The 21,858-nt window shown below is 43.4% G+C and carries 19 protein-coding genes; 2 read left to right on the forward strand and 17 right to left on the reverse strand.

The features are described from left to right. Positions 1–53 precede the first annotated feature (53 nt). The 13 genes from PNC201_RS12000 to murJ all read right to left on the reverse strand — a co-directional run bounded on the left by PNC201_RS12000 (position 54) and on the right by murJ (position 14,769). A complete protein-coding gene (locus tag PNC201_RS12000) occupies positions 54–494 on the reverse strand; it encodes a type IV pilin protein (RefSeq protein ID WP_102057183.1) in 441 nt (146 codons plus the stop codon). After that, positions 487–3,624 (reverse strand): pilus assembly protein, encoded by a 3,138-nt coding sequence (locus PNC201_RS12005; protein ID WP_102057184.1) that lies wholly within the window; start codon positions 3,622–3,624, stop codon positions 487–489. Before PNC201_RS12005 ends, PNC201_RS12000 begins: the two co-directional genes overlap by 8 nt. Before the next feature lie 25 nt (positions 3,625–3,649). After that, entirely contained in the window at positions 3,650–4,111 is a 462-nt protein-coding gene (locus PNC201_RS12010; protein ID WP_010606674.1) for a hypothetical protein, read from the reverse strand. Further along, complete coding sequence (locus PNC201_RS12015) at positions 4,099–5,106, reverse strand: PilW family protein (protein WP_102057185.1); 1,008 nt, start codon at positions 5,104–5,106, stop codon at positions 4,099–4,101. The genes PNC201_RS12010 and PNC201_RS12015 overlap by 13 nt, the downstream gene beginning before the upstream one ends. Next, a complete protein-coding gene (gene pilV, locus PNC201_RS12020; protein WP_102057186.1) occupies positions 5,103–5,660 on the reverse strand; it encodes a type IV pilus modification protein PilV in 558 nt (185 codons plus the stop codon). The genes PNC201_RS12015 and pilV overlap by 4 nt, the downstream gene beginning before the upstream one ends. 122 nt (positions 5,661–5,782) lie before the next feature. Beyond that, positions 5,783–6,469 (reverse strand): LytR/AlgR family response regulator transcription factor, encoded by a 687-nt coding sequence (locus PNC201_RS12025; RefSeq protein ID WP_102057187.1) that lies wholly within the window; start codon positions 6,467–6,469, stop codon positions 5,783–5,785. After that, entirely contained in the window at positions 6,466–7,470 is a 1,005-nt protein-coding gene (locus PNC201_RS12030; RefSeq protein ID WP_102057188.1) for a sensor histidine kinase, read from the reverse strand. Before PNC201_RS12030 ends, PNC201_RS12025 begins: the two co-directional genes overlap by 4 nt. Before the next feature lie 13 nt (positions 7,471–7,483). Further along, complete coding sequence (ispH, locus tag PNC201_RS12035; RefSeq protein WP_010606669.1) at positions 7,484–8,413, reverse strand: 4-hydroxy-3-methylbut-2-enyl diphosphate reductase; 930 nt, start codon at positions 8,411–8,413, stop codon at positions 7,484–7,486. Further along, positions 8,413–8,853 carry an FKBP-type peptidyl-prolyl cis-trans isomerase gene (gene fkpB / locus PNC201_RS12040; RefSeq protein ID WP_010370993.1) on the reverse strand — a complete coding sequence of 147 codons (441 nt, stop codon included), beginning with the start codon at positions 8,851–8,853 and terminating at the stop codon, positions 8,413–8,415. Before fkpB ends, ispH begins: the two co-directional genes overlap by 1 nt. Then, positions 8,850–9,353 carry a signal peptidase II gene (gene lspA, locus PNC201_RS12045; protein WP_010370991.1) on the reverse strand — a complete coding sequence of 168 codons (504 nt, stop codon included), beginning with the start codon at positions 9,351–9,353 and terminating at the stop codon, positions 8,850–8,852. The genes fkpB and lspA overlap by 4 nt, the downstream gene beginning before the upstream one ends. A gap of 9 nt (positions 9,354–9,362) precedes the next feature. Beyond that, positions 9,363–12,191: an isoleucine--tRNA ligase gene (gene ileS, locus PNC201_RS12050; protein WP_102057189.1), complete on the reverse strand. Its 2,829-nt coding sequence runs from the start codon at positions 12,189–12,191 to the stop codon at positions 9,363–9,365. A 21-nt stretch (positions 12,192–12,212) separates the two neighbouring features. Continuing rightward, complete coding sequence (ribF, locus tag PNC201_RS12055) at positions 12,213–13,139, reverse strand: bifunctional riboflavin kinase/FAD synthetase (RefSeq protein ID WP_102057190.1); 927 nt, start codon at positions 13,137–13,139, stop codon at positions 12,213–12,215. Between the two features lie 67 nt (positions 13,140–13,206). Then, positions 13,207–14,769: a murein biosynthesis integral membrane protein MurJ gene (murJ, locus tag PNC201_RS12060; RefSeq protein ID WP_102057191.1), complete on the reverse strand. Its 1,563-nt coding sequence runs from the start codon at positions 14,767–14,769 to the stop codon at positions 13,207–13,209. A 427-nt stretch (positions 14,770–15,196) separates the two neighbouring features. On the opposite strand from murJ, the gene rpsT reads away from it, so the two are divergent. After that, on the forward strand, positions 15,197–15,457 hold the full coding sequence (gene rpsT, locus PNC201_RS12065; protein ID WP_010370978.1) for a 30S ribosomal protein S20: 261 nt from the start codon (positions 15,197–15,199) through the stop codon (positions 15,455–15,457). A 93-nt stretch (positions 15,458–15,550) separates the two neighbouring features. Here rpsT and PNC201_RS12070 read toward each other — a convergent pair whose 3' ends face one another. Further along, positions 15,551–15,934: a response regulator gene (locus PNC201_RS12070; RefSeq protein WP_010370975.1), complete on the reverse strand. Its 384-nt coding sequence runs from the start codon at positions 15,932–15,934 to the stop codon at positions 15,551–15,553. 92 nt (positions 15,935–16,026) lie between these two features. Here PNC201_RS12070 and PNC201_RS12075 point away from each other — a divergent pair, with 92 nt between their 5' ends. Next, positions 16,027–16,512 carry a hypothetical protein gene (locus tag PNC201_RS12075; RefSeq protein ID WP_102057192.1) on the forward strand — a complete coding sequence of 162 codons (486 nt, stop codon included), beginning with the start codon at positions 16,027–16,029 and terminating at the stop codon, positions 16,510–16,512. A gap of 97 nt (positions 16,513–16,609) precedes the next feature. Here the strand turns inward: PNC201_RS12075 and PNC201_RS12080 are convergent, their stop codons facing one another. From PNC201_RS12080 to imuA, 3 genes are read right to left on the reverse strand one after another with little or no spacing between them, the layout of a single operon-like run. After that, positions 16,610–19,687, reverse strand: a complete 3,078-nt coding sequence (locus PNC201_RS12080; RefSeq protein ID WP_102057193.1) for an error-prone DNA polymerase — start codon at positions 19,685–19,687, stop codon at positions 16,610–16,612. After that, positions 19,687–21,084 carry a Y-family DNA polymerase gene (locus PNC201_RS12085; RefSeq protein ID WP_102057194.1) on the reverse strand — a complete coding sequence of 466 codons (1,398 nt, stop codon included), beginning with the start codon at positions 21,082–21,084 and terminating at the stop codon, positions 19,687–19,689. The genes PNC201_RS12080 and PNC201_RS12085 overlap by 1 nt, the downstream gene beginning before the upstream one ends. Before the next feature lie 2 nt (positions 21,085–21,086). Next, positions 21,087–21,773 (reverse strand): translesion DNA synthesis-associated protein ImuA, encoded by a 687-nt coding sequence (gene imuA / locus PNC201_RS12090; protein WP_102057195.1) that lies wholly within the window; start codon positions 21,771–21,773, stop codon positions 21,087–21,089. Positions 21,774–21,858 lie beyond the last annotated feature (85 nt).

The raw sequence follows: 21,858 nt of genomic DNA on the forward strand, positions 1-21,858 counted from the left end.
CTCGGGGATAGTTAGTATGAATACAAAGGGGAGTTAGCTACTCCCCCCGAAAATTAACGTTCCCAGCACCTATCTATAGCGTCTTGATCCGTTGTCCCAGTCACACCACGAACCCCAAGTTCATCAATAGTTAAAGCTGGGCACTGTTCATCGCCTCGAACCGGCCCTGCTGCGGCTGTTGCAACGATTCTAAAGGTATCTGCAGTAACGTTTTCAAGTGTTACATTGAAATAACCATTTTCTGTTGCCGTCGCTACACCGATTGCCGCTAGATTATCGCTGTAAACTCTATTATCAACAAAAAACTGCTCTTGCTTATTCGCGGCGTCAAGTAACAAAGTCATGGCATCAGCCCTTGCCCCTCTTCTCACATACTCAGTGTAATTAGGGTACGCAATCGCAGAGAGAATACCGATGATCACCACCACTATCATTACTTCAATTAAGGTAAACCCTCTTTCGACTAAACAACCTGCGGAGTTATTTCTATTCATCTTTCCCTTTCTCATCGCTATCTTCTCTCTTATAGATATAAAGCTGTTTAGTCTTTATCTTTGTACTTTTGGTTGTGAATATTTCGACCGGCTCTTTAGAAGGTACTGGTTCACTAGGAATACTCGGTGGTGCAAAAGGAGTACTTGCATCAGGTCCTGCTTCAATCCCAGGACCTGGAATATACACAATATTGTCTCTTACTATGATCGAGGGCTTATCTGGTAAGTCTTGTGATGTAATATAGGTTTTTCCTGTTCCATAGTGTAGGTGAAACATATAGAGCTGCCCCTTACCGCCTGTGAGCGTACATTGCTGAGTAGTCTGGTCTGCTGGGGTAAATGACGTAAAATAAGCGACCCCACCAATCACTGTTGATTCTGCTAGCGACTTTTCTCCACCAGACAATTGATACTTCCAACCTTTAAATTGAGCCAGCTTAGCCTCTTCTTTAACGAATTTTTCCAAGTCATTTACCGCATTACCAAAAGGATCATCTTTCATTTCCATTAAATCGCTGATTACTATCGGTTCCGGGATATCCTCAACAAAGGATTTTGTCTTGGTATTCATATCCCTAACCATAAAGAGATAATCCGTTACGCTTGAATCTATTGGCTTTGCGCGATTTCCGCTCCCTATTACAATGGCATCAAACGGCGTATCTTTTCTATCCATTCGATAATCATCTTTTCCTGTGCCAAAGATAGTTTTCGTTACTTGGCTATAGAAGGTTCTTGCTATCGTAGGTTTATAGAAAAAACGTCTATCCTGATCAGCGGCTGTACTACCCAGTTGTGCAAGCTCAAAGTGTGTCCACGGCTCCGTAGGATCATTAGGGTTTGGTCCAGGCATATCTATTCGCCATATACTGCCTGCGGTATCCGCTAAATATATTCGGTCGCTAAAGCCATCGTAGTCCGAATCCGTCAATGCAGGTTGCGCAACGATGCTATGCTCCCCCTTAAACGCATCTCCAGTAAGCGACCAAACGATATCAGCATTGTTTGACATGATATCGACCATGTAAATACCAACACCTTTGTTATTCTCATCGACTGAGCGCGATACATTATCCTTGTTGGTGTTATAACCTGCAGCAAAAATCAATACGGGTCTATTCTTTTGCTTTTCAATAAAGCTGACGACAGGCTTAGACCACGTTTGTCCCAAATCTTTAAACTTATTTGAATCACCAGAAATAGGCCCACCCCAAAGTAATGATGGCGAATCAGGGTTAGTGATATCGAAACCATAGTACTTGTTTCCACCACGGCGCATACCAACAAAGGCCCACACCTTGTCACCAGACTCTACTTTTCGGTTTTTATTGATATCATGAAAATAGACAGTAATTGGGCCATCCATGCCATATAACTTGGTTTCTGCTTTTTCCGTTTTCACTGGGTTTAAGATAGATAAAAGCGACTTCGGAATAAATGCCCAACTTTCGCTTACACTGTTACCATTGTCTTTGAACATGTGTAACACACCAGCATTGGTGCCTACTAAGATGCGAACGTCACCATTCCCATAGTCAATTGATGCTGGCTTTGAATGAAGCGGATCTGCAAATATATCGGCTCTTCTATCCGAAGAAAAACCATCTCCATCGTCATCATCTACATCTTTGCCAATTACCCAGTTGAAGACTTCTTGTAACTGGCTTTTACTGGCACCACTTAGGCCCATCGCATCCGCTAATTGTGTTCGGCCACCGTATGCACTCTCTGCATTATCATAAGTAAATTCAACTAACGAGCCGCCGTCAAAATCCGACAGCACTTTTCTCGTTAGTTGATTTTCCAAAGCGTAGTTAACACCACCCTTTTCAATATTATTGCCATCCTTCGAGCCTCCAGCTGACCAAAAGGTGGTAATACTGTTTGAGATTGCGCCTTTTTCATCTATCGCGGGGGTACCTTCTTGGCCCACCACTTTTTTATTTTCAAATTTTAATTTTTTAAGGTTACCGCGCCAGCGAGTATGAGTTTCCGGCTTAAACTGAGTGTAGTATAAAGCGTTTCCAGTTTGTGTCGGGTCTTGTGCGTTGGCAGACACGGTTGGTGAACTAAAGCTTGCACTCACATTTCTGATATTGGTAATCGTGGTTTTGAGCACGTCCGACAAGTCGTTTGCGGTATGCGCATGAAGATATTGCCCACCACCTTGCGTCGCGGTTTCTTTAAGCAGATCTATGCCTGTACCCGACATACCATTACCAAAACCAATCGTGAAGACCCGTGCAAAATCGTGTTCATCAGGTGTAGAAGGATATAAGTCAACTTTAACTTGAGACGTACCGCGCATTGTTTTAGCTAATGCGGGTAAATAATTTTTAGTGACACCAGAACCTTCATTTATATCAAAGTAATTGGGATAAGAGCCATAGACTGAAAAATATTCATTCACTATGCTATTGTTTGAGCTAGTGTCACTGGTTGGATCTCCATCTGTCATTAAAATTAAATTAATTGAGGTATCGCAGCGTTCATCCGCGCCACGGGCTGGAGTAAACGCGGAGATATAATTACCACGACGCTCTATACTCTTATCTCTATCGTTTCCACCGTTTTCGCCCCAGTAGACATCTCCACCTTTAAGGTAGTTATACAACTCCCATAAGGTTTCAGATAACGGCGTTGAGCCAGACGCTGGTAATGCATTTATTTTTTCTACAATGTCATCACTACTACTACCAATACCATTTAATATATAACCGCCACTTGAAGAATATAGGCGAGATAAACCAAATTGGATATCTGCGTTGTCTCTCACCAGTTTACGCATCGCGTTTTGCGCAACTTTGAGGCGGCTATCAGCACAGCCCTGTACAGCTTGATTGTACTGATTTGCTTGATAACAGTTACTACCGTTAAAGCACTCTGTTTCTCGGTATCCATAACGTGTTTCATAACGCCAGCCAGTCCACACGCGATATGAGTAACGCTCATAACACGCCTTACCATTTTGTGAGTCCCACGCCATACTGCCCGATGTATCAAATAACATTAATACTCTGGGCTGCTCACGGGTAGAGACATTATGTTTAACGTAAAGCTCGATATCTTCGGCCTGAGCGATTTGTGTCAACGCGGACCAAGTAATTAAAATACAAAATAACTTTTTCATAATTTATATCCGAAGAAGTCTATAATTAATTTGAAACACTGACTATTTCTTGCCCAATACCCATCACAATAGTTACATTGTGACGACCTCTATCGCCGTAATCCACCGTCGCCTGGACTTCCGTCATGTTACAGACGAATCCATCCGTGTAATCAAATTGCCGAGGACAAAATAACTCAAGCTCTCCATTGTTTAAGTTCGTTACGGTCGCTTGTAAGCCATTGGGTGTTTGTACTGTTGCCCCATCGTCTGCTAGCTGCTGCCGTGAGCGTAAAAACACATTATTGGGGGCTCGCTGCTCTTGTCGTATTAATCTCTGCATTTCACCAAACAGTAAGCTCTCGGCTTCTTCTCGTTCCATCACCGCATGCGTCATTTTAATATCCAAGGTACTTGTGCTCATTAAAGTCACTGCAACCGCCATAACAGCAACCACCATCACCATCGCCATGATCAGCACTACACCTCGTTGCTTTACATTTCCCATGCTGAGCCTCCCATGTTGTACATCGAAATCGTGGTTGAGAAAACCGTTCTGCGAACCGCATCTGTATAAGTTAGCTCTCGACGAGCAGGATCATTACCAAGATAATATGTTCGCTTTTGCACCCCGAAATCTGCATCAGGCTGTAATACTCTAACTAAAACAAACAGCTGCAAAGACAAAATGCCTCGTGTTCCGCTCCAATCAGCCTCAGACATATTCGCAGTATGCCTGTATCTGTCTACGCGGCCGTCATAGTCGGTATCTAAACCAAACACAAACCGTATCTGTTCAACACCTTCAATCACTAGCTCATCAACCATTCCACCGCTAATTAATAGCCTCTTCCGCCTCAACACTGGAACAGTAATCGTACGATTATTAATAACTTGCTCTTCTTCACTCACATAGTAAACATGATGGCTATAGGGCCATAATGTGGCATTTACACTTGGCATATCGACAATGCTATTACCAGCAATAAACTCTGCTTGCTCCTGCTGTGCAATAAAATAGTACCTAGTCTTCTGTACCTCCCCTGCATTCGGAACTAATCCCGTGATACCTACAGGGTTACCTTCAAGAAATTTCATTTGCAACACCTCAGACTGAGGCACAGCTCGAGAGATACACCCTAGTGCTGATGCACCATTTGTGACTGTTGCCCATATAGGCCTAAAATTTGTTGGGTCATTGTTAGGGAAACTTCCGTTGTTAGGTCCGCCAGAACAATCGTTCCCGGGGTTTGCCGGTGCACTTTGATTAGTAGCAGTGAAACCCTTGTCGTAAAAAGTTCCCCAGAAACCTACTTGCTCAATATCACGGCGCATTATTGATAGAGCCAAGCGACCCTTTTCTTGTAACTCTCCAATTTGCATCGTGTCATTGGTGGTCGCCTTCATACCTATGTATGTTGCTATAACACCTGCCAATAACATTACACCAATGAACATGGCGATCATTATTTCTAATAAAGTAAACCCTAACATCCTTTTCATGGCACACTCCTAATTAAGACAAATGTGTCCATAACTACTGCTCTGCGTCTATCATCAACCGTGCCACAATCTCCCGCGGGATTATTCGCAAGGGCAGTCATGGCTTGACGACCTCGCCAAGTGACAATGACCTGTACATTTACCCCTGATGTATCACCGGCAACGGAGGTGGGGTTAATACACACTACCGCGTTATCCAATGAGCCTGTATTTTCCCTTGCTCTTATCGCTTGACGCCAATTAGCAATATCTGTTTTCGCAAGCGTTTCTGCATTACAGCGCTGTGTATAACACGTGGTGTTTGCCTGTACGTCTTCGGTACTATTAAAGTCAACATCGTAAAGTGTGGTTATATTTGCCGCATCATTACTACGAATACGATGCATAATGTCACTGGCAAGCTCGACCGCTGCTGCTCGCTGCATAGAATCAAAACTTGCCTGCTTAGCTTTTGCTTGTAATGCCACAGCACCAAGCAGCCCAAAGCTTAAAATCATAAACGCAATAAGCACTTCTAACAGTGTGAAGCCATGTTGCTTTAGCGAAATATGCATATCTCAACCAGAATTCAATTGTCCTAGCTTCAGTGTAAGCAGTCGTCTTTGAAACTCAATTCGGGATAGTATGAAAGGTCTATTGAGGCGATAAACGGTTTATTCACCGCTTAGCTTAACACTCAAAATAATGTTTTTAGTTGGGTGTAAGCTCTACGGCTAACTTCATAGCGATTGGGCAGCGACTTGAGGCAAACATAGTGCTTTTGTTCATGTAGTTCTAAAGCTGAAATTTCTGTTCGCTTAACTAATGTACTGCGATGGATTTGAATAAAATGTGTTGGAAACTTATCTAACAGTGACTTGAGTGACATGTCAATTAATGCTTGTAGGCCGGAATTCAAGGTTACTCGCGTATATTTTTCATCCGCCTCGGCAACAATAACATCCGAAACCTGAACGTAACGCAACTCACTGCCAACGTAATAGCTTAGCGTCTCCATACTCGGAAAGATAGTAGTCAATAAAGCATCAAGCTTATCACTATCTAGTGGCTTCACTAGATAACCATTGGCGTGCAGTTCAAATGCTTCTAACGCATATTCCGGATGCGCCGTTAGAAACACGATTTTCATCCTCGGAAATTGCAGGCGTAATTGACTCGCAAGCTCAACACCTGACTGACCCGGCATCGAAATATCAAGAAAAATTAGCTGTACAGGCTCCTGATTTAGTAGCGCTTCCACACCGTCAGCGCAGTCAACTTCACCGATACAACGAAAGCTTGCGTGCTTTTGCATTAATCGTTTAACGCGAGCTCTTGCCAACGGCTCATCATCCACAATAAGGTAAGATATTACTGTTTTCATAGCGGTAGCGAAAAACTGACGGTATAGCTATCTTGACTGGCTTCGGTTTTAAAATCAATTGGCTGATTGTAGTGTAAAGCCAAGCGGCGTCTGATGTTACTTATCCCAATGCCATGCCCTTGGTGCGTCGGCTTTAATTTTGCGTCATAGCTGTTAAAAATTACCACCGTTAAGGTGCGTTTACTACAGTGAATATGAATACGAATATCCGCTCCATTTGGGTTTGGCTCTACCCCATGGCTAACCGCGTTCTCCACCAATGGCTGTAATATCAACGCAGGGATCAAAACATTTCCCAAGACATTGTCTAATTCCCACTCTACCCTCAAACGCTCTGCAAAGCGCCACTGCTCAAGTGCTAAATACGCTTTGCATAAAGATATTTCACTTTCCAGCGGAACAATATTTTGTGTGGACATCGCAGCGCGAGATAAATCGGCAAGGGCTAATGCTGACTTTTCTGCTGCACTTGGATCGATATGAGTCAATTCGGCCACGGTATTGAGTGAGTTATATAAAAAGTGCGGCCGAATTCTCGCATGTAACGCTTCAAGTTCCGCTTGAGATAGCGCTTTCACCTTACGAATATTATCGGTAAAGATAGCTAAGAAATGCGCGAAAAGCGTGATAATGCAAAGACATATTGCGATGTTACGCCATAAGCTCAATTCAATTTTTGCCTCATCAATCCAACCGAGCAGTGTAAAACCATAGGGAAAAGCCGTACTAGTAACAACAGTACAAAGCACGAAGACAGAAATGAGAATACCTGCTTCAACTAGATCTGAGCGCTTCTCAACAGCGTGGCGCACAATCGCTATCACGGCAAGTGATAAAAAGGCGGTGAAATGAATAAATAAGCTAGTTAACCCAAGGGATTGCCAAAACGCAGTCGCGGAAATCAACGTATATAAAAAGGCTAGGATTTGCGAGGCAACTAGCAATGCTAGCACACCTCGCTCACTCAATAGTGCAGACAACAACCTGATACGCGGTGTCATCGTGCTAACTCTCTTATCTGAGTTCTACAGGTACGGCAAACACGACATTTTCTTCTTGTCCTGGGTTCTCAACTACCGTTTTCCCACCAAGTTCTTTAAGTCGAGAGATAACCTGTTGAACCAACACTTCAGGTGCAGATGCGCCGGCAGTTACACCTACCTTTGCAACCCCATCGAACCAAGTTTCTTCGATGGAAGAGGCATCATCGATAAGAAATGCTTTAGTTCCCATTTTATCCGCAAGTTCTCTTAAACGGTTAGAGTTAGAACTATTTTTCGCACCCACCACAAGCAATAAATCAACTTTGTCCGCTAAGTCGCGAACCGCATCTTGGCGGTTTTGCGTAGCATAGCAGATATCATCTTTTCGAGGACCACTGATGTTCGGAAACTTGCTACGCAGTGCGTCAATTACATCCGCAGTATCATCTACCGATAATGTTGTTTGACTGCAATAGAACACATTGTCAGCATCTTTCACTTCGAGTGCTGCTACATCCTCTGGTTTTTCAACGAGATAAATACCACCATTCGGATTGTCATACTGACCCATAGTACCCTCAACTTCAGGGTGCCCATGGTGCCCAATCAAAATACACTCTGTACCTCTGCGGCTAGCACGCGTCACTTCCATATGCACCTTTGTCACTAACGGACAAGTTGCATCAAAGACTTTTAACTCTCGGCGCTTCGCTTCATTACGTACTTGCTGAGAAACACCATGCGCGCTGAAAATAACAATACTGTCGTCTGGCACTTCATTTAGCTCTTCAACGAATACCGCACCACGAGACTTCAGACCATCAACAACATATTTGTTATGAACAACTTCATGGCGAACGTAAATAGGCGCTTCGAAAATATCGAGTGCACGCTCAACAATGCTAATCGCTCTATCTACACCTGCACAGAATCCTCTCGGGTTTGCCAGCAAGATATCCATTAGTTATTTACCTCAAGAATTTCAACTTCAAACGTTACTTTTTGGCCTGCAAGCGGGTGATTGAAATCGACAGTTACCGAGTCGCCAGCTACTTCTCGGATCAATCCAGGTAAGTCAGTACCATCTGGTTGCGTAAATGCAATGATGCTACCTACTTGAGCGGGGGTTTCTGCGCCAAATTTGCTTCTATCAACATAGTAGATATTGTCAGGATTTGGTTGTCCAAACGCGTCTTCTGGCTCTAGCTCAAAAGATTTCTCATCGCCCGCTTTTAATCCAAGCAAACACTTTTCAAAATTTTCCGTCAGGCTGCCATCACCCATAAACAACTTAGCGGGTTTATTATGAACTTTGGTAGAATCTGCTGCTGAACCGTCTGATAACTTGATTGAAAAATGGAACAAGACTTCAGACTTTGCTCCAATTAGTTGCTCACTCACGCATTTTTCTCCTGTGGTTTATCGCCACTGGTAAAGGCATCGAAAATTAATAGGGCAGCACCGCCGACAATGGCCATGTCTGCGACATTAAACGCTGGATAGTGCCAATCCTGATAATAGAAATGTAGGAAGTCAATCACATAACCATGAATAATGCGGTCGTATAAATTTCCTACCGCACCACCTAATACCAGCGCATAAGCTAATCCCAACTTCCAATTTGATGCTGGCAATTTACGAAGCCAAAAAATCAATAAAGTGCTAATAGCAACGGCAATGCCACTTAAAAAGTAACGCTGCCAGCCACCAGCTTCACTTAAGAAGCTAAAAGCCGCACCATAGTTATGCATATAGGTGAGATTGAATATAGGCAAAATATCAATGGACTCATAGAGTTCCATTTCAGCCATAACCAGTGCTTTGGTGAAATAGTCTACTGCAAAAAGCAGTAGACTAAGCCACAACCACACCAGACCACTTTTCTGTGTAGTTTGTGTCACGTTTTACTCCTAGGCGAATTGACGCTGCTCGCCGTCACCTTCAACGTTACTAATACAACGGCCACAGATATCTGCATGTTGCTCATTCTTACCTACGTCGTCCGTATAGTGCCAACAACGATCACATTTTTTAGCCGATGTTGCCGCTACACTAATGTATAAACCATCAATTTCTGATGAAATTGCATTTTCTGGTTTGTTGTTGACTACTTCTACCGTTGCTTTCGAAGTTAGTAAAACGAAGCGCAATTCGTCGCCAATGGCATTGAGCTGCTCAGCTAAGTCACCGCCAGTATATAGCGTTACTTCAGCCTGTAGCGTCGCACCGATCACTTCTTCTTTACGTGCATTCTCGAGTACACGGTTTACTTCATCACGTACCGCAAGTAGGTTTTGCCAGTACTCGTTATCTAACGAGCCTTCTGTCGCCCCTTCAATTGCATCATACCAAGTATCCGTGAATACAAACTGGCCACGCTCACCTGGTAATACTTCCCAGATTTCTTGTGCAGTAAAGCTCATGATTGGCGCCATCCAACGTGTCATCGCTTCGGCGATATGATAAAGCGCTGATTGACAAGAACGACGGGCATGGCTATCACTTTTCGCCGTGTACTGACGGTCTTTAATCACGTCTAGATAGAACGAGCCCAATTCACCAGTACAGAAATTCATAAGCTTCTGTGTTACTTGAAGCATTTGATACTTGTCGTACGCTGTTTTGATCTCAGTTTGTAGCTGTGCAGCACGCGCAACAATCCAGCGATCTAGCTCAACCATATCTTCAATTGCTACTAAATTCGTTTTTGGATCAAAGCCGCTTAGGTTCGCAAGTAGATAACGACTTGTGTTACGAATACGACGATAACGGTCAGCTGAGCGCTTAAAGATTTCATCAGACACAGTCATTTCGGCCGTATAATCGGTAGAAGCTACCCATAAACGTAAAATATCTGCACCTAGTTTGTTCATGATGTCTTGCGGCGAGATCACGTTGCCTAATGACTTAGACATCTTGTGGCCTTTTTCATCGACCGTGAAGCCGTGCGTTAACACTTGCTTATAAGGTGCATGACCATTGATAGCAACTGAAGTCATCATTGATGACATAAACCAACCACGGTGCTGATCCGAGCCTTCAAGGTAAAGATCTGCAGGACCTGTTAAATCTTCGCGTGCATCAACAACACACGCATGCGTTACACCTGAGTCAAACCATACGTCTAGCGTATCTTGTACTTTTACGTACTGTTGAGCATCTGCTTCACTTAATAGCGCGCTAGGCTCTAAGTCGTACCACGCCTGAATACCCTTTTCTTCCACTAATTTAGCAACGGCTTCAATAAGGGCTTCCGTTTCAGGATGTAGGCTACCGGTGTCTTTATCGACAAATAATGCGATTGGTACACCCCAAGTACGCTGACGTGAAATACACCAGTCAGGGCGACCTTCAACCATGTTTGCGATGCGGCTTTCACCCCACTCTGGTAACCACTCTGTCTTTTTGATTTCATTCAGTGAATCAGCACGTAGGTTAGCCTGATCCATGCTGACGAACCATTGTGGCGTCGCACGGAAAATAATAGGAGTTTTGTGACGCCAGCAATGCGGATAACTATGCGTTAGCGCCTTATGACGGAACAATACGCCTTTCTCAGTTAATAACTCAATGATGCTGTCATTTGCTTTAAATACGTGCTGACCTGCAAAAATCGGTGTATCTGGTAGATAAACACCATTTGCACCAACAGGGTTTGCAACTTCTAGACCGTAAGCCTGACCCGCTGCAAAGTCTTCTTGACCGTGACCAGGTGCTGTGTGAACGATACCAGTACCTGAGTCTGTTGTTACATGCTCACCTAAAATAACAGGCACATCGAAATCTAAGAATGGGTGTGCAACGTGCAGATTCTCAAGCGCAGCGCCTTTCGTGTAACCTAGTACGTGGAAGTGCTTAAATCCAAAACGATCAACAGCGTCTTTTACTAATTCAGAACCAAGCACAATACGCTGCTCTTGACCTTCATCTTCGATTTGTACCAGCGCATACTCTAGCGCGCCGTGTACTGCCACAGCGCGGTTTGCTGGTAATGTCCAAGGCGTTGTAGTCCAAATTGCGGTACTTACTTCGCCCTTGCCTTCATGGCCTTCGGCCAAGCCAAACGCACCAATGATTGCCGCTTGATCAGCAAACACAAATTTTACGTCGATTGCTGGCGATTGTTTGTCTTGGTATTCAACTTCCGCTTCAGCAAGCGCTGAACCACAATCCGTACACCAGTGAACTGGCTTTGCACCTTTGTGCAGGTGACCATTTTTGATGATACGACCAAGCACACGAATAGCATTGGCTTCAAAATCAAAGTTCATGGTTAAGTATGGCTTATCCCAGTCACCTAACACACCAAGGCGTTTGAAATCTGTTTTTTGGCCATCAACTTGCTTTTTAGCATAGTCGCGGCACTTTTCACGGAATTCAGCAGCCGATACTTTCTTACCTGGTTTGCCTACTTTCTTTTCCACCTGTAGCTCAATTGGAAGACCATGACAGTCCCAACCAGGTACGTAAGGTGCATCAAAATCAGAAAGCGTTTTTGACTTAATAATAATATCTTTTAGGATTTTGTTTACTGAGTGACCTAGGTGAATATCACCATTTGCATACGGAGGACCGTCATGCAAAATAAATGGCTTTTTACCTTTTTTCGCAATGCGAATTTGACCGTATAGGTCTTCTTCATACCATTTTTTCAGCATCTTTGGTTCGCGTTGCGCCAAATTACCACGCATCGGAAACTCAGTTTCCGGTAGATTTAAAGTATGTTTGTAGTCGCTCATTTATCCTACTTTCCGTATCGGCTACGTTAAAGAAAAACACTGTTTTGCATTGCTAACATCACGACTGATTTGTTCTGTTAACTGCGACAATGTTTCGAATTTTTGCTCATCGCGAAGCTTTTCAATTAGCTCCACTTTCATAAACTGACCGTAGATGGTCTCATTAAAATTAAACAGATGCACCTCTAAAAGGGCTTTCATTCCGTTTAGGGTTGGCTTAGTGCCAACATTCGCTACACCATAATGTGTTTTGTGATTCACAGTCGCTTTGACCGCATACACACCGCGCACAGGGCTCACTTGGCGTTTTAAGGCAATATTTGCAGTATGGAAACCAAGCTCTCTGCCTTTCTTCCAACCGTGAATAACACGGCCTGAAATGGCATAGGTATGGCCCAACATATCATGTGCTTGACGTAAATCACCAGCCGCAAGTGCCGTGCGGATCAACGTGCTACTTACACGACAATCTTGCTTGCGAAAACTTGCCGTGTCTTTTACTTGCATACCTAGCGGTTCGCCTACTTGCTTTAACATTGCAAAATCACCAGCACGTTCACGGCCAAAACGAAAATCATCGCCGACCGTGAGCGCCTTGGTTCCAAGCTTTGTCACTAGGACTTCTTTGATAAACTGCTCTGCATCTTGCGAGGCAAATTTGCGATTAAAGTTGACGCAAATGACCCGCTCTATGCCAAGCTCTTGCAACAGGACTAGCTTATCACGTAATCGCGTCAGCCTAGCCGGTGCTTTATCTTTGGCAAAAAACTCCAAGGGCTGCGGCTCAAATAACATCACTGTGCTTGGAAGTTGATAGTGTTTTGCGTCGCTAATTAGCCCCTTCAAAACCTCTACATGTCCAAGATGAACCCCGTCAAAGTTTCCAATCGTCAACACACAACCAAAATGATGTGGTCGAATATTATGGATCCCTCGGATTAGTTGCATAGTGCCGTGCCTTTGTGCAGCAAATATCAAAGAGCCCGATTATACCCAAGTTGCTTAAAAATGCGAATCAAGCATCTCGGATTGTGCTCAATCTTACCCCTAGTATAAATAGTAAACTAAAATAGCTCACCATTGCGGTTACTAATAATCCGCAAAGTAATAGCACCTGCTCCATCAGTCCCCACTCTAGCCATTCAAAGCGGGCGCCGAGAAAGTATACGCATGCTGCCATCATGGCCGCTGAAATAAAGCATTTGGCAGTAAAACCAAGAGAAAATGCGCTTAGCTGATACACACCTTGATGTGACAGCTGACGATAAAGTAAAAACGCATTACAAGACGCCGACAATGAAGTTGCCAATGCTAGGCCTAGATAACCAATAAACGGCGCTAAGATAAGATTGAAAACCATATTGAGTGCCATGGTAATAATACCAATACGAACAGGCGTTTTGGTATCTTGTCTGGCGTAAAAGCCCGGCGCCAGTACTTTTATCAACATAAAGCTTAACAAGCCAACGGAATATGCGGCTACCCCTAAGCTTACCTTATTTATATTGTCTGCATTTTGAGAAACAAACTCACCGTGTCCAAACAATACTGAAATAATAAGTGGGCTTGTCACCATCAGCCCTAGCATCGCTGGTAATCCCAAGAAGATGACAAAACGTACACCCCAATCTAGAGTTTTCTGAAAGTCTTCACTTTTTTCTCCTGCGTGTAATTTAGAAAGTGCAGGCAGTATCACGGTCGCAATACCGATACCAAATAGGCCGAGTGGAAATTCAATTAATCTGTCTGAATAATAAAGCCAAGCAATCGATCCCGTCACGAGAAAAGAGGCAATGACGGTATCCAGTAGTAAGTTAATTTGGCTAACAGAAACACCAAATAATGCTGGGATCATCAGAGTTCTTACTTTGGTTATTTCAGGGCTCCGCCATGCAAATTGAGGGCGACTCAAGACTTTTAAGCGCAACAAGAATGGGATCTGGAATAATAGTTGAACAATACCACCAATAAATACACCGAGTGCTAGAGCGTACGCACCTTGTGCAAATTTATCATGGAGAAAAATAGCGCAGCCAATAATCGACACGTTGAGTAAAACTGGCGTAAAGGCCGCTGCGGCAAAGCGATTATAAACATTCAGTACCGCCCCACTAAGTGCAACTAATGAAACAAAAAGTAAGTAAGGAAAGGTGAGCTTTAATAGTGCGCTTGCAAGCACAAATTTTTCGGCATCTGCACCACCTTGCCACCAGTCGAGAAACCAGCTTGTGCCAAATAATGCAGCGATCACAGGCGAGCCTATCACCCCTAAAATAGTAACAATAAGCAATACGGTCCCGAGTGTCCCAGCGGCTTGTGCAACGAATAACCTTACTCTATCGTCTCCATGCTTTTCTTTAATTTCTGAAAGTACAGGAACAAACGCCTGAGCAAACGCGCCTTCTGCAAATAACCTACGTAAAAAATTAGGGATCCGGTTGGCGAATAAAAAGACATCGGCGGCCAATCCTGCGCCCAATAGGTTTGCCACGACGGCATCTCGAACGAGGCCCAGAACCCGCGAAATCATAGTCATGGCACTGACAATCATACCCGATTTAAATAACCCTTTTGCCACCTTAACTCCTAAATTCAGTGAATCGCGGCAGATTATGCCACAGTCGTTGTGCATTTAGCACTAGGCGTGCCCTGTCAGCTTTGATACAATACGCGCCATTAACCTTGGTAGGCCTGTTTCACCTTGTGAAATTTGACTGTTTACTTTGGTTCAGACCTGAGATTTTCAAGGCACTTTGTGAAGCTACGCTTTACAATTTATTAGTGCAACTTGGGATATTACGGGTTTACTTGCCTGCTATAAAAGTAAAAATGTCGCATAGCAACGTTTTGATTTGTACAGGTTAAGAATTGAGAATAGCCCAAGTCGAGTCTTGGGTGTTGAACATTAGGCCGCGCTTGTTAATTTATATTGACTTTTGCGATTAAAACAGGCATATTCCTCGGCCTTTAAATTAAGCTTATTTTAAGATTGTTAGGAGCAAACCTTGGCTAACATCAAGTCTGCAAAAAAACGCGCTATCACTAGCGAAAAGCGTCGTAAGCACAACGCAAGCCGTCGTTCAATGATGCGTACATACTTCAAAAAAGTAATCGCTGCAATTGAAGCTGGTGATAAAGAAGCTGCAACTCAAGCATTCGCTGTTGCTGCACCTATCCTAGACCGTTACGCAACTAAAGGTCTAATCCACAAAAACAAAGCTGCTCGTCATAAGAGCCGTTTAGTTGCTAAGATCAAAGCACTTTAATTTGTTGCTGGATTGAAAAAACCGACATTATGTCGGTTTTTTTATGTCTGTAATTTATATACTTTGGTATCAAAAGATAAAATCAATGCCGTTTTAAACCAATTCTAAATCTGGGTAAAACTTCTTCAGCATAGCCGCGATTTTCTTTGGCGAAAATGGCTTAACAACAAAACCTTTAGCACCTCGCTCAATAGCATCTTTAACATTGTCTACCGTTGAGTGTGCCGACACCATAACGACATTAATATTCGGGTTTATTTCATTTAGAGTTGCAATTAACTCTTTACCATCACCATCGGGCAGCTCAATATCTAAAAAGACAATATCAAAATGTTGCTCTTCACATGATTTTACACACTGCGTTGCAGTGGAGGCTTCTCTTACATGATCAATGCCTAAGTGCATTAAGGTTTGATGTAAAAAGCTGCGAACTGTCCCTACATCATCGACGATTAAAATAGAGATATTTTGATCCATAGTCCTTTCCCGTAGGCTGTAGTGTAAAAATAAGCTATTATACTTAGCATAGAAGCATTATAGAGACCTGCAACTAAAAGGCTACTTAAAGCATGGCAAAACCATCAAAAAAACAATCGCTTTTAGGTCAAGTACAGTCCAATCAAAAGAAACGCACTAGTACAACAAAAAACCGTCGACCATCGCCACAACAAATTGCAGCGATAAAGGCTCAACAAACCGCGCAAGCACGGCAAACAAATACACCTCAAACACAAGCAGCTACAGATAACGATAAACCCAAGGGTAAAGGTAAGTGGATAGTGTTTGCTGTGATTGGTGTTTTATTTATTATCCTGCCAAAACCACAACTGATTACTTATGAAAAATTAGGCCTTGTGGCTAGTAGTGTATATTGGTCTGGTCTTCCTGGTATAGATCCTGTGCTATTCGATTCAAACTTACATCCAAAGCCTGCGCTTGAGCGCAATACACTATATTTATGCCACGATTTGAAAAATCCTGACTCCTGTCAGAAGTACCAAATCGTTAAGCAAGAAGGGTTTATTGCAGCCATGATGAAGCTGCTCCAAGGCTAAAGCGAAAAAGCAACGAAAATGCCTCTCTATTGGGGCATTTAAACCTTATACGCATATGTGAAACGCATTTACGAAAGGCCGAGCACCTCACAAGCAATTAATGAAAAGCGCGAGCCTTAATTGTCATCGCTGCTAGTAATTCACTTCTATCGATTAACCTACCAGCAATAACATGTACCACTTCACCCTCTTTCTCTACTATACCCTTTATTTCTAATAGCTGTGCGCCCATATAGGCTTGCTTTTGTGCTCGAGCAGTACCAGACCACACAATTACATTGATGTTGCCTGTTTCATCTTCTAAAGTAAAAAAGGTCACGCCTTTTGCGGTACCCGGGGCTTGCTTTCCTGTCACCAGCCCTATCACTGTTACTAACGATTTATGCGGTCGATAAAGCAGTTCATTGGCCTTAACCGTTCGGTGTATAAGCTTTTCTTGCTCAAGTTGCTTGATTGGGTGAGTGCGTAAAGAAACCTTAGTGCTATTGTAATCTTCCTGTAAGTTTTCAAACTCTGTGGCGCTAAAGTGACTATATTGCGACTCTTTCTCTTCAATATCGCTGAATAGTGGCAAGGTTTTACTTTGATCTGCAAGTGACCACCTAGCCGCATAACGGCTATCTACAAAGTGATGTAAAGCATCCGCGGAAATCAGCTTTTCAATAGTGCTATTAGTAATACCAGCTTGCTGTAACTGCACGATATTCCCAAACCCCTCTTGAGGTCTGCATTGTAATAATTGCAGTGCTTCTTCTTCACTTAACCCTTTTATAAGCCGAAGTCCTAAGCGGATCGCAAACGTTGCTTGTCTTGGCTCTTGTACGACTTGATGTTCGTAATCGGACTGGTTAACACAGATAGGTAAAATGCTAACCTCATGCCTTGATGCATCTTGCAACAGCTGTGAAGCCGAATAAAACCCCATTGGAAAGCTATTGAGTAGAGCGGTATAAAACATTGCGGGGTAGTAGTATTTCAACCACGCAGAGGCATAAGCCAGCACTGCAAAAGAAGCTGAGTGACTTTCAGGAAAACCATATTCACCAAAGCCGCAGATCTGCTCAAAAATCCGCTCAGCAAATTGTGCTTCATAGCCCCGATCCAGCATGCCTCGAATAAGCTTTTCTCTAAACTGCATTAGCTCCCCGGTTTTTTTCCATGACGCCATGGCTCGGCGTAGGCTATCCGCTTCTCCTCCAGTGAACCCAGCAGCAACCATAGCCAGTTTTATCACTTGTTCCTGGAAAATAGGAACCCCCATTGTCCTCTCTAATACCGATTTAACCGCTTCGGATGGATAAGTCACTTGCTCTTCACCATCCCGTCGCTTTAAAAATGGATGCACCATATCCCCTTGAATAGGGCCGGGACGTACAATCGCTATTTGGATCACTAAGTCGTAGTAATTCGCGGGTTTCAGCCTTGGCAACATACTCATTTGTGCACGAGACTCTACTTGAAACACGCCAACACTATCCCCTTTTTGCAACATCTTATAGACCAAAGGGTCGTCTTGCATACGAGTCAATTGGGCAAGATCCAGATTTCGCTTCGTATGCGCTGCAATATAGCCAAAACACTTACGGATAGCGCTTAGCATACCCAAGGCCAAGATATCGACTTTGAGTAACTTAAGGGTTTCAAGGTCATCTTTATCCCATTGAATAATGGTGCGCTCTGGCATAGCTGCATTTTCTACGGGCACTAATTCATGTAATGGACTTTCTGAGATAACAAAACCACCAACATGCTGCGATAAATGCCTTGGAAACCCCATAATGTCATTAACCAACTGAATAAAATGCTGACCTTTTAATGAGTTTGGCTCTAACCCTAACTCCACTAATTGGGCCTGCCAGTTAAGCCCTTTATCACGGCGGTTGAGGTGCTTAATAAAGTACTCTATTTGCGCCATTTCAATGCCCAAGGCTTTGCCAACATCACGCATGGCACTTTTTAAACGATACGTGATCACCGTTGCTGCTAATGCTGCGCGTTTACGACCATATTTTTTGTAGATATATTGGATCACCTCTTCACGACGTTGGTGTTCAAAATCCACATCTATATCGGGTGGCTCATTACGCTCTTTACTAATAAAACGCTCGAACAATACACCCACTTGCCGAGGGTCAACCGCGGTTATCTCTAAGCAATAACAGACCACAGAGTTAGCGGCTGAGCCTCGCCCTTGGTATAAGATTTGATGCTGTTTGGCATACATCACAATGTCATGAATAGTGATAAAGAAAAACGGATAATCAAGCGCTTCGATAAGCGCTAGCTCTTTATCAATAATGGCTTCTATATCTGGCGGCACGCCATCAGGAAAGCGAACTTGTTTACCCTTTTCGACCAACGCGCGTAAATAAGTCATTGGAGTAAAACCTTTAGGCACTAACTCCTGAGGATATTGATAATGCAATGAGTCTAAATTAAATACACATCGCTTCGCGATATTGGCACTTTCTTCAAGAAAGGTAGGTGAAAACAACTTATTAAGCTTAGAGATAGATCTAAGTGCCGACTCGCTATTGCTAATCATTTTCTCAGGGATCTCGCTTATCACACGATTCTGTCGAATGGCTGTCAGTGTATGCTGTAGCGCAAGTCTAGACGAGCAGTGCATAAGCACCCCACCAACAGCGCAAATAGGTATTTGGTAAGCTTTTGACAGTTTTACACAATGGGTAAAATAATGTACATCTTTTGCACTCAAGTTACGTCGGTAGCCAATCCATATTCTATTATGGTGATATTTACACAGCCATTGCAATGATTGAACATCTTGACTGTTTCCCTTTGGCAACCATAACAATAAGACATGCTTAAGCGACATAATATCCCACTCACTAAGCTGATATTGTCCCTTCTCCGTTCGCTGGCGAGCATTACTGATCACTCGACATAACTCTGTATAAGCGAGCTGGCAAGGACAAAGAGCAACCAACTCAATATTGTTGTACTTCAGTAAACTCCCAACTATCAGTTTTATCTTGAGTTTATGATCACGAATATAAGCATGAGCACGGACAATACCAGCCAAAGAGCATTCGTCAGTAATAGCTATTGCGCTGTAACCTAAAAAATCTGCTTGTTTGACCAACTCTTCTGGTCGCGATGCGCCAGTCAAAAATGAAAAGTTGCTCTGGCAAAAAAGCTCGGCATAAGACATTAGCTAAATACTCCATGAATATACCAATGATTATTTTGCTCTCGAAATACCCATAACCGCTGCGCTTGTTCATTTTGTACAATAAAATAATCTCGCTGGACCGGCTCACCGTCCCACCACCCCGAAGCGATACGCTCTGGACCAGAAATAATATTGACTCTTTCACATAACGGCTGTGGCTTCGGAAATAGGATAGTAGGTCTTAATTTACTCTTGAGTGTCGTGAAACGTGGCTCGTGGCTATAAGTGCTGGCCTTTTCAGGACGAGGATCGCCTGTAAGTTGTAAACCTTGCACTGCCTGCTCACCGAGCTTAGCACATAGAATAGCCCGCAGTCCTTGCGCAGACATCGCACTTTGCTGCGTTGAGAAGAGATCTTTTATTGTGGCATGCTGCGCTTCTAGTGCATCAGCTTTGAGTGAAACACTTTGTACGGGTGCATCTAAGGTTATGGATTCTAGCTTGAGGTTTAACAAGCGCTGCCAATTTGCCGCCTTATATTCAGGCTCCGCGCTGTTTAATGTGATCTCTAAAGCCTCTTTATCTCGAAGTGCTAAGGTAAAATAAAGCGTTCGAGTTACTAAGTTACGTTGCTGTAGGAATAACGCTAAACGCGATAGCAAATGCTCGATTGGCTTTTCTAACCAAGCCATTACTTCGACTTCGTAAAGTAAAGGTGCAGTAAGCTCAAAGGTTTCCACAGGTTGGTAATAGTTAAGGGTTTCCTTTAGTTTTCCAAACAAGCAGCCTACATAATGTACGAGTTCAGTATCAAAACGTTTGGCCAGTTCACTGAGTGAAAACTGCTCTAACTGCGCCACGTTTTTAACTCCGGTGCGAGCAAGCAGCTCAACCACCCGACTGTCTAGACTTGTACGTGTTAATCCTATCTTCCCCAAGTAATGACGCTTTTGGCACTGCGTTAACATAAGCGCATTGCAATGCTCTCGCGCTAAGAGCTTAGCCATTATTGTGGACTCACCCATGCCGTAATAATAACTCTTGCCAAGTTGCGCTAATTGTCCAGATATTACTTGCCAGTAACTTGGCAAATCATGATAGAGCGACAGCATAGAATCGACTTTAAGCACAAGGCCATTAGGTTCATCGATTACAATATCTGCACTTACTTGATAAAGCGTATTGGCAATTTCTAATAGCTGCTGTCTTTCTAGAAGGTCGTCGTAGGGCAAAACATGAAGCTGTGTACACAATGCACAAGCAGTCCCAAGGCCCATTCCTATTTTTATACCTCGCTGCTGCGCTGCATCATTGAGCTGCACTATCTGGTTTTTGCGGCCATCAATAATAACAACGGGTGTAACAAAATCACCGGAAACCGTTTGCTTTGTCATTCCCTCTAGTTGCAGCATAGGAAAATAGAGATATAACCACATAACTAGCTCGTTAAACGCCGCTCATAGCCTGTAAATGCAACTATATTATCGCTAACATGAGGTAGATTTGGCTTTTCAAGCTCTGGCCAATAGTGGGGGTTTTCTAGTTTAAGACTACGATGTGCCAAGTGCCCCTTGTGCTTCTTCACTATCACATCCAAGCCGCTGTGCTGTGCTTGTAAAGCCACTGAAAGCGTAAATGGTAGAGTTTGAGCGTACTGTGCTTGATGTAAAACAAATAACCTACAACCTCCCGTCTGTGCACCTAGCTGCAAACGCTTTACAGCGGCAATAGAAAGCGCTTCGTGCCAAAGTACAAGCGCACTACACGCACCACTTTTTACACACTGCTCCGCAGCCCACAGTGCTTCTTTTTCACTTGGTGGCTGCAATATCATAAATTCACTCAGGTCTAACGATAAATAATGCAATGCCGCGGCATGTATTTGTCCTGGTGGATTAATTAATACCTTCAAACGGTTATCATCCGCAAAGTGGGGCAATATCAACCTTAACTCCCCTATTCCCATTGCAGCTTTTACACCAATCACACCTTGTTGCGGCCAACCACCACACAGCACATCATCAAGTGCAGCAAAGCGAGTACTGACGACATCATGCTGCACGGCCTTTCCACGCCCACGCCAAAGCAAGTTTTTACGCTCAAGAAGATCTATATAATTCGCCATATATCACCAAACACTGTTTATACATACAGTATATTTAAATAAAGACAGATCGCAAGTAGATCGCTAGAAAAGAGACGAGTTAAAA

It is taken from the genome of Pseudoalteromonas sp. NC201, assembly GCF_002850255.1.
Lineage (GTDB): Bacteria > Pseudomonadota > Gammaproteobacteria > Enterobacterales > Alteromonadaceae > Pseudoalteromonas.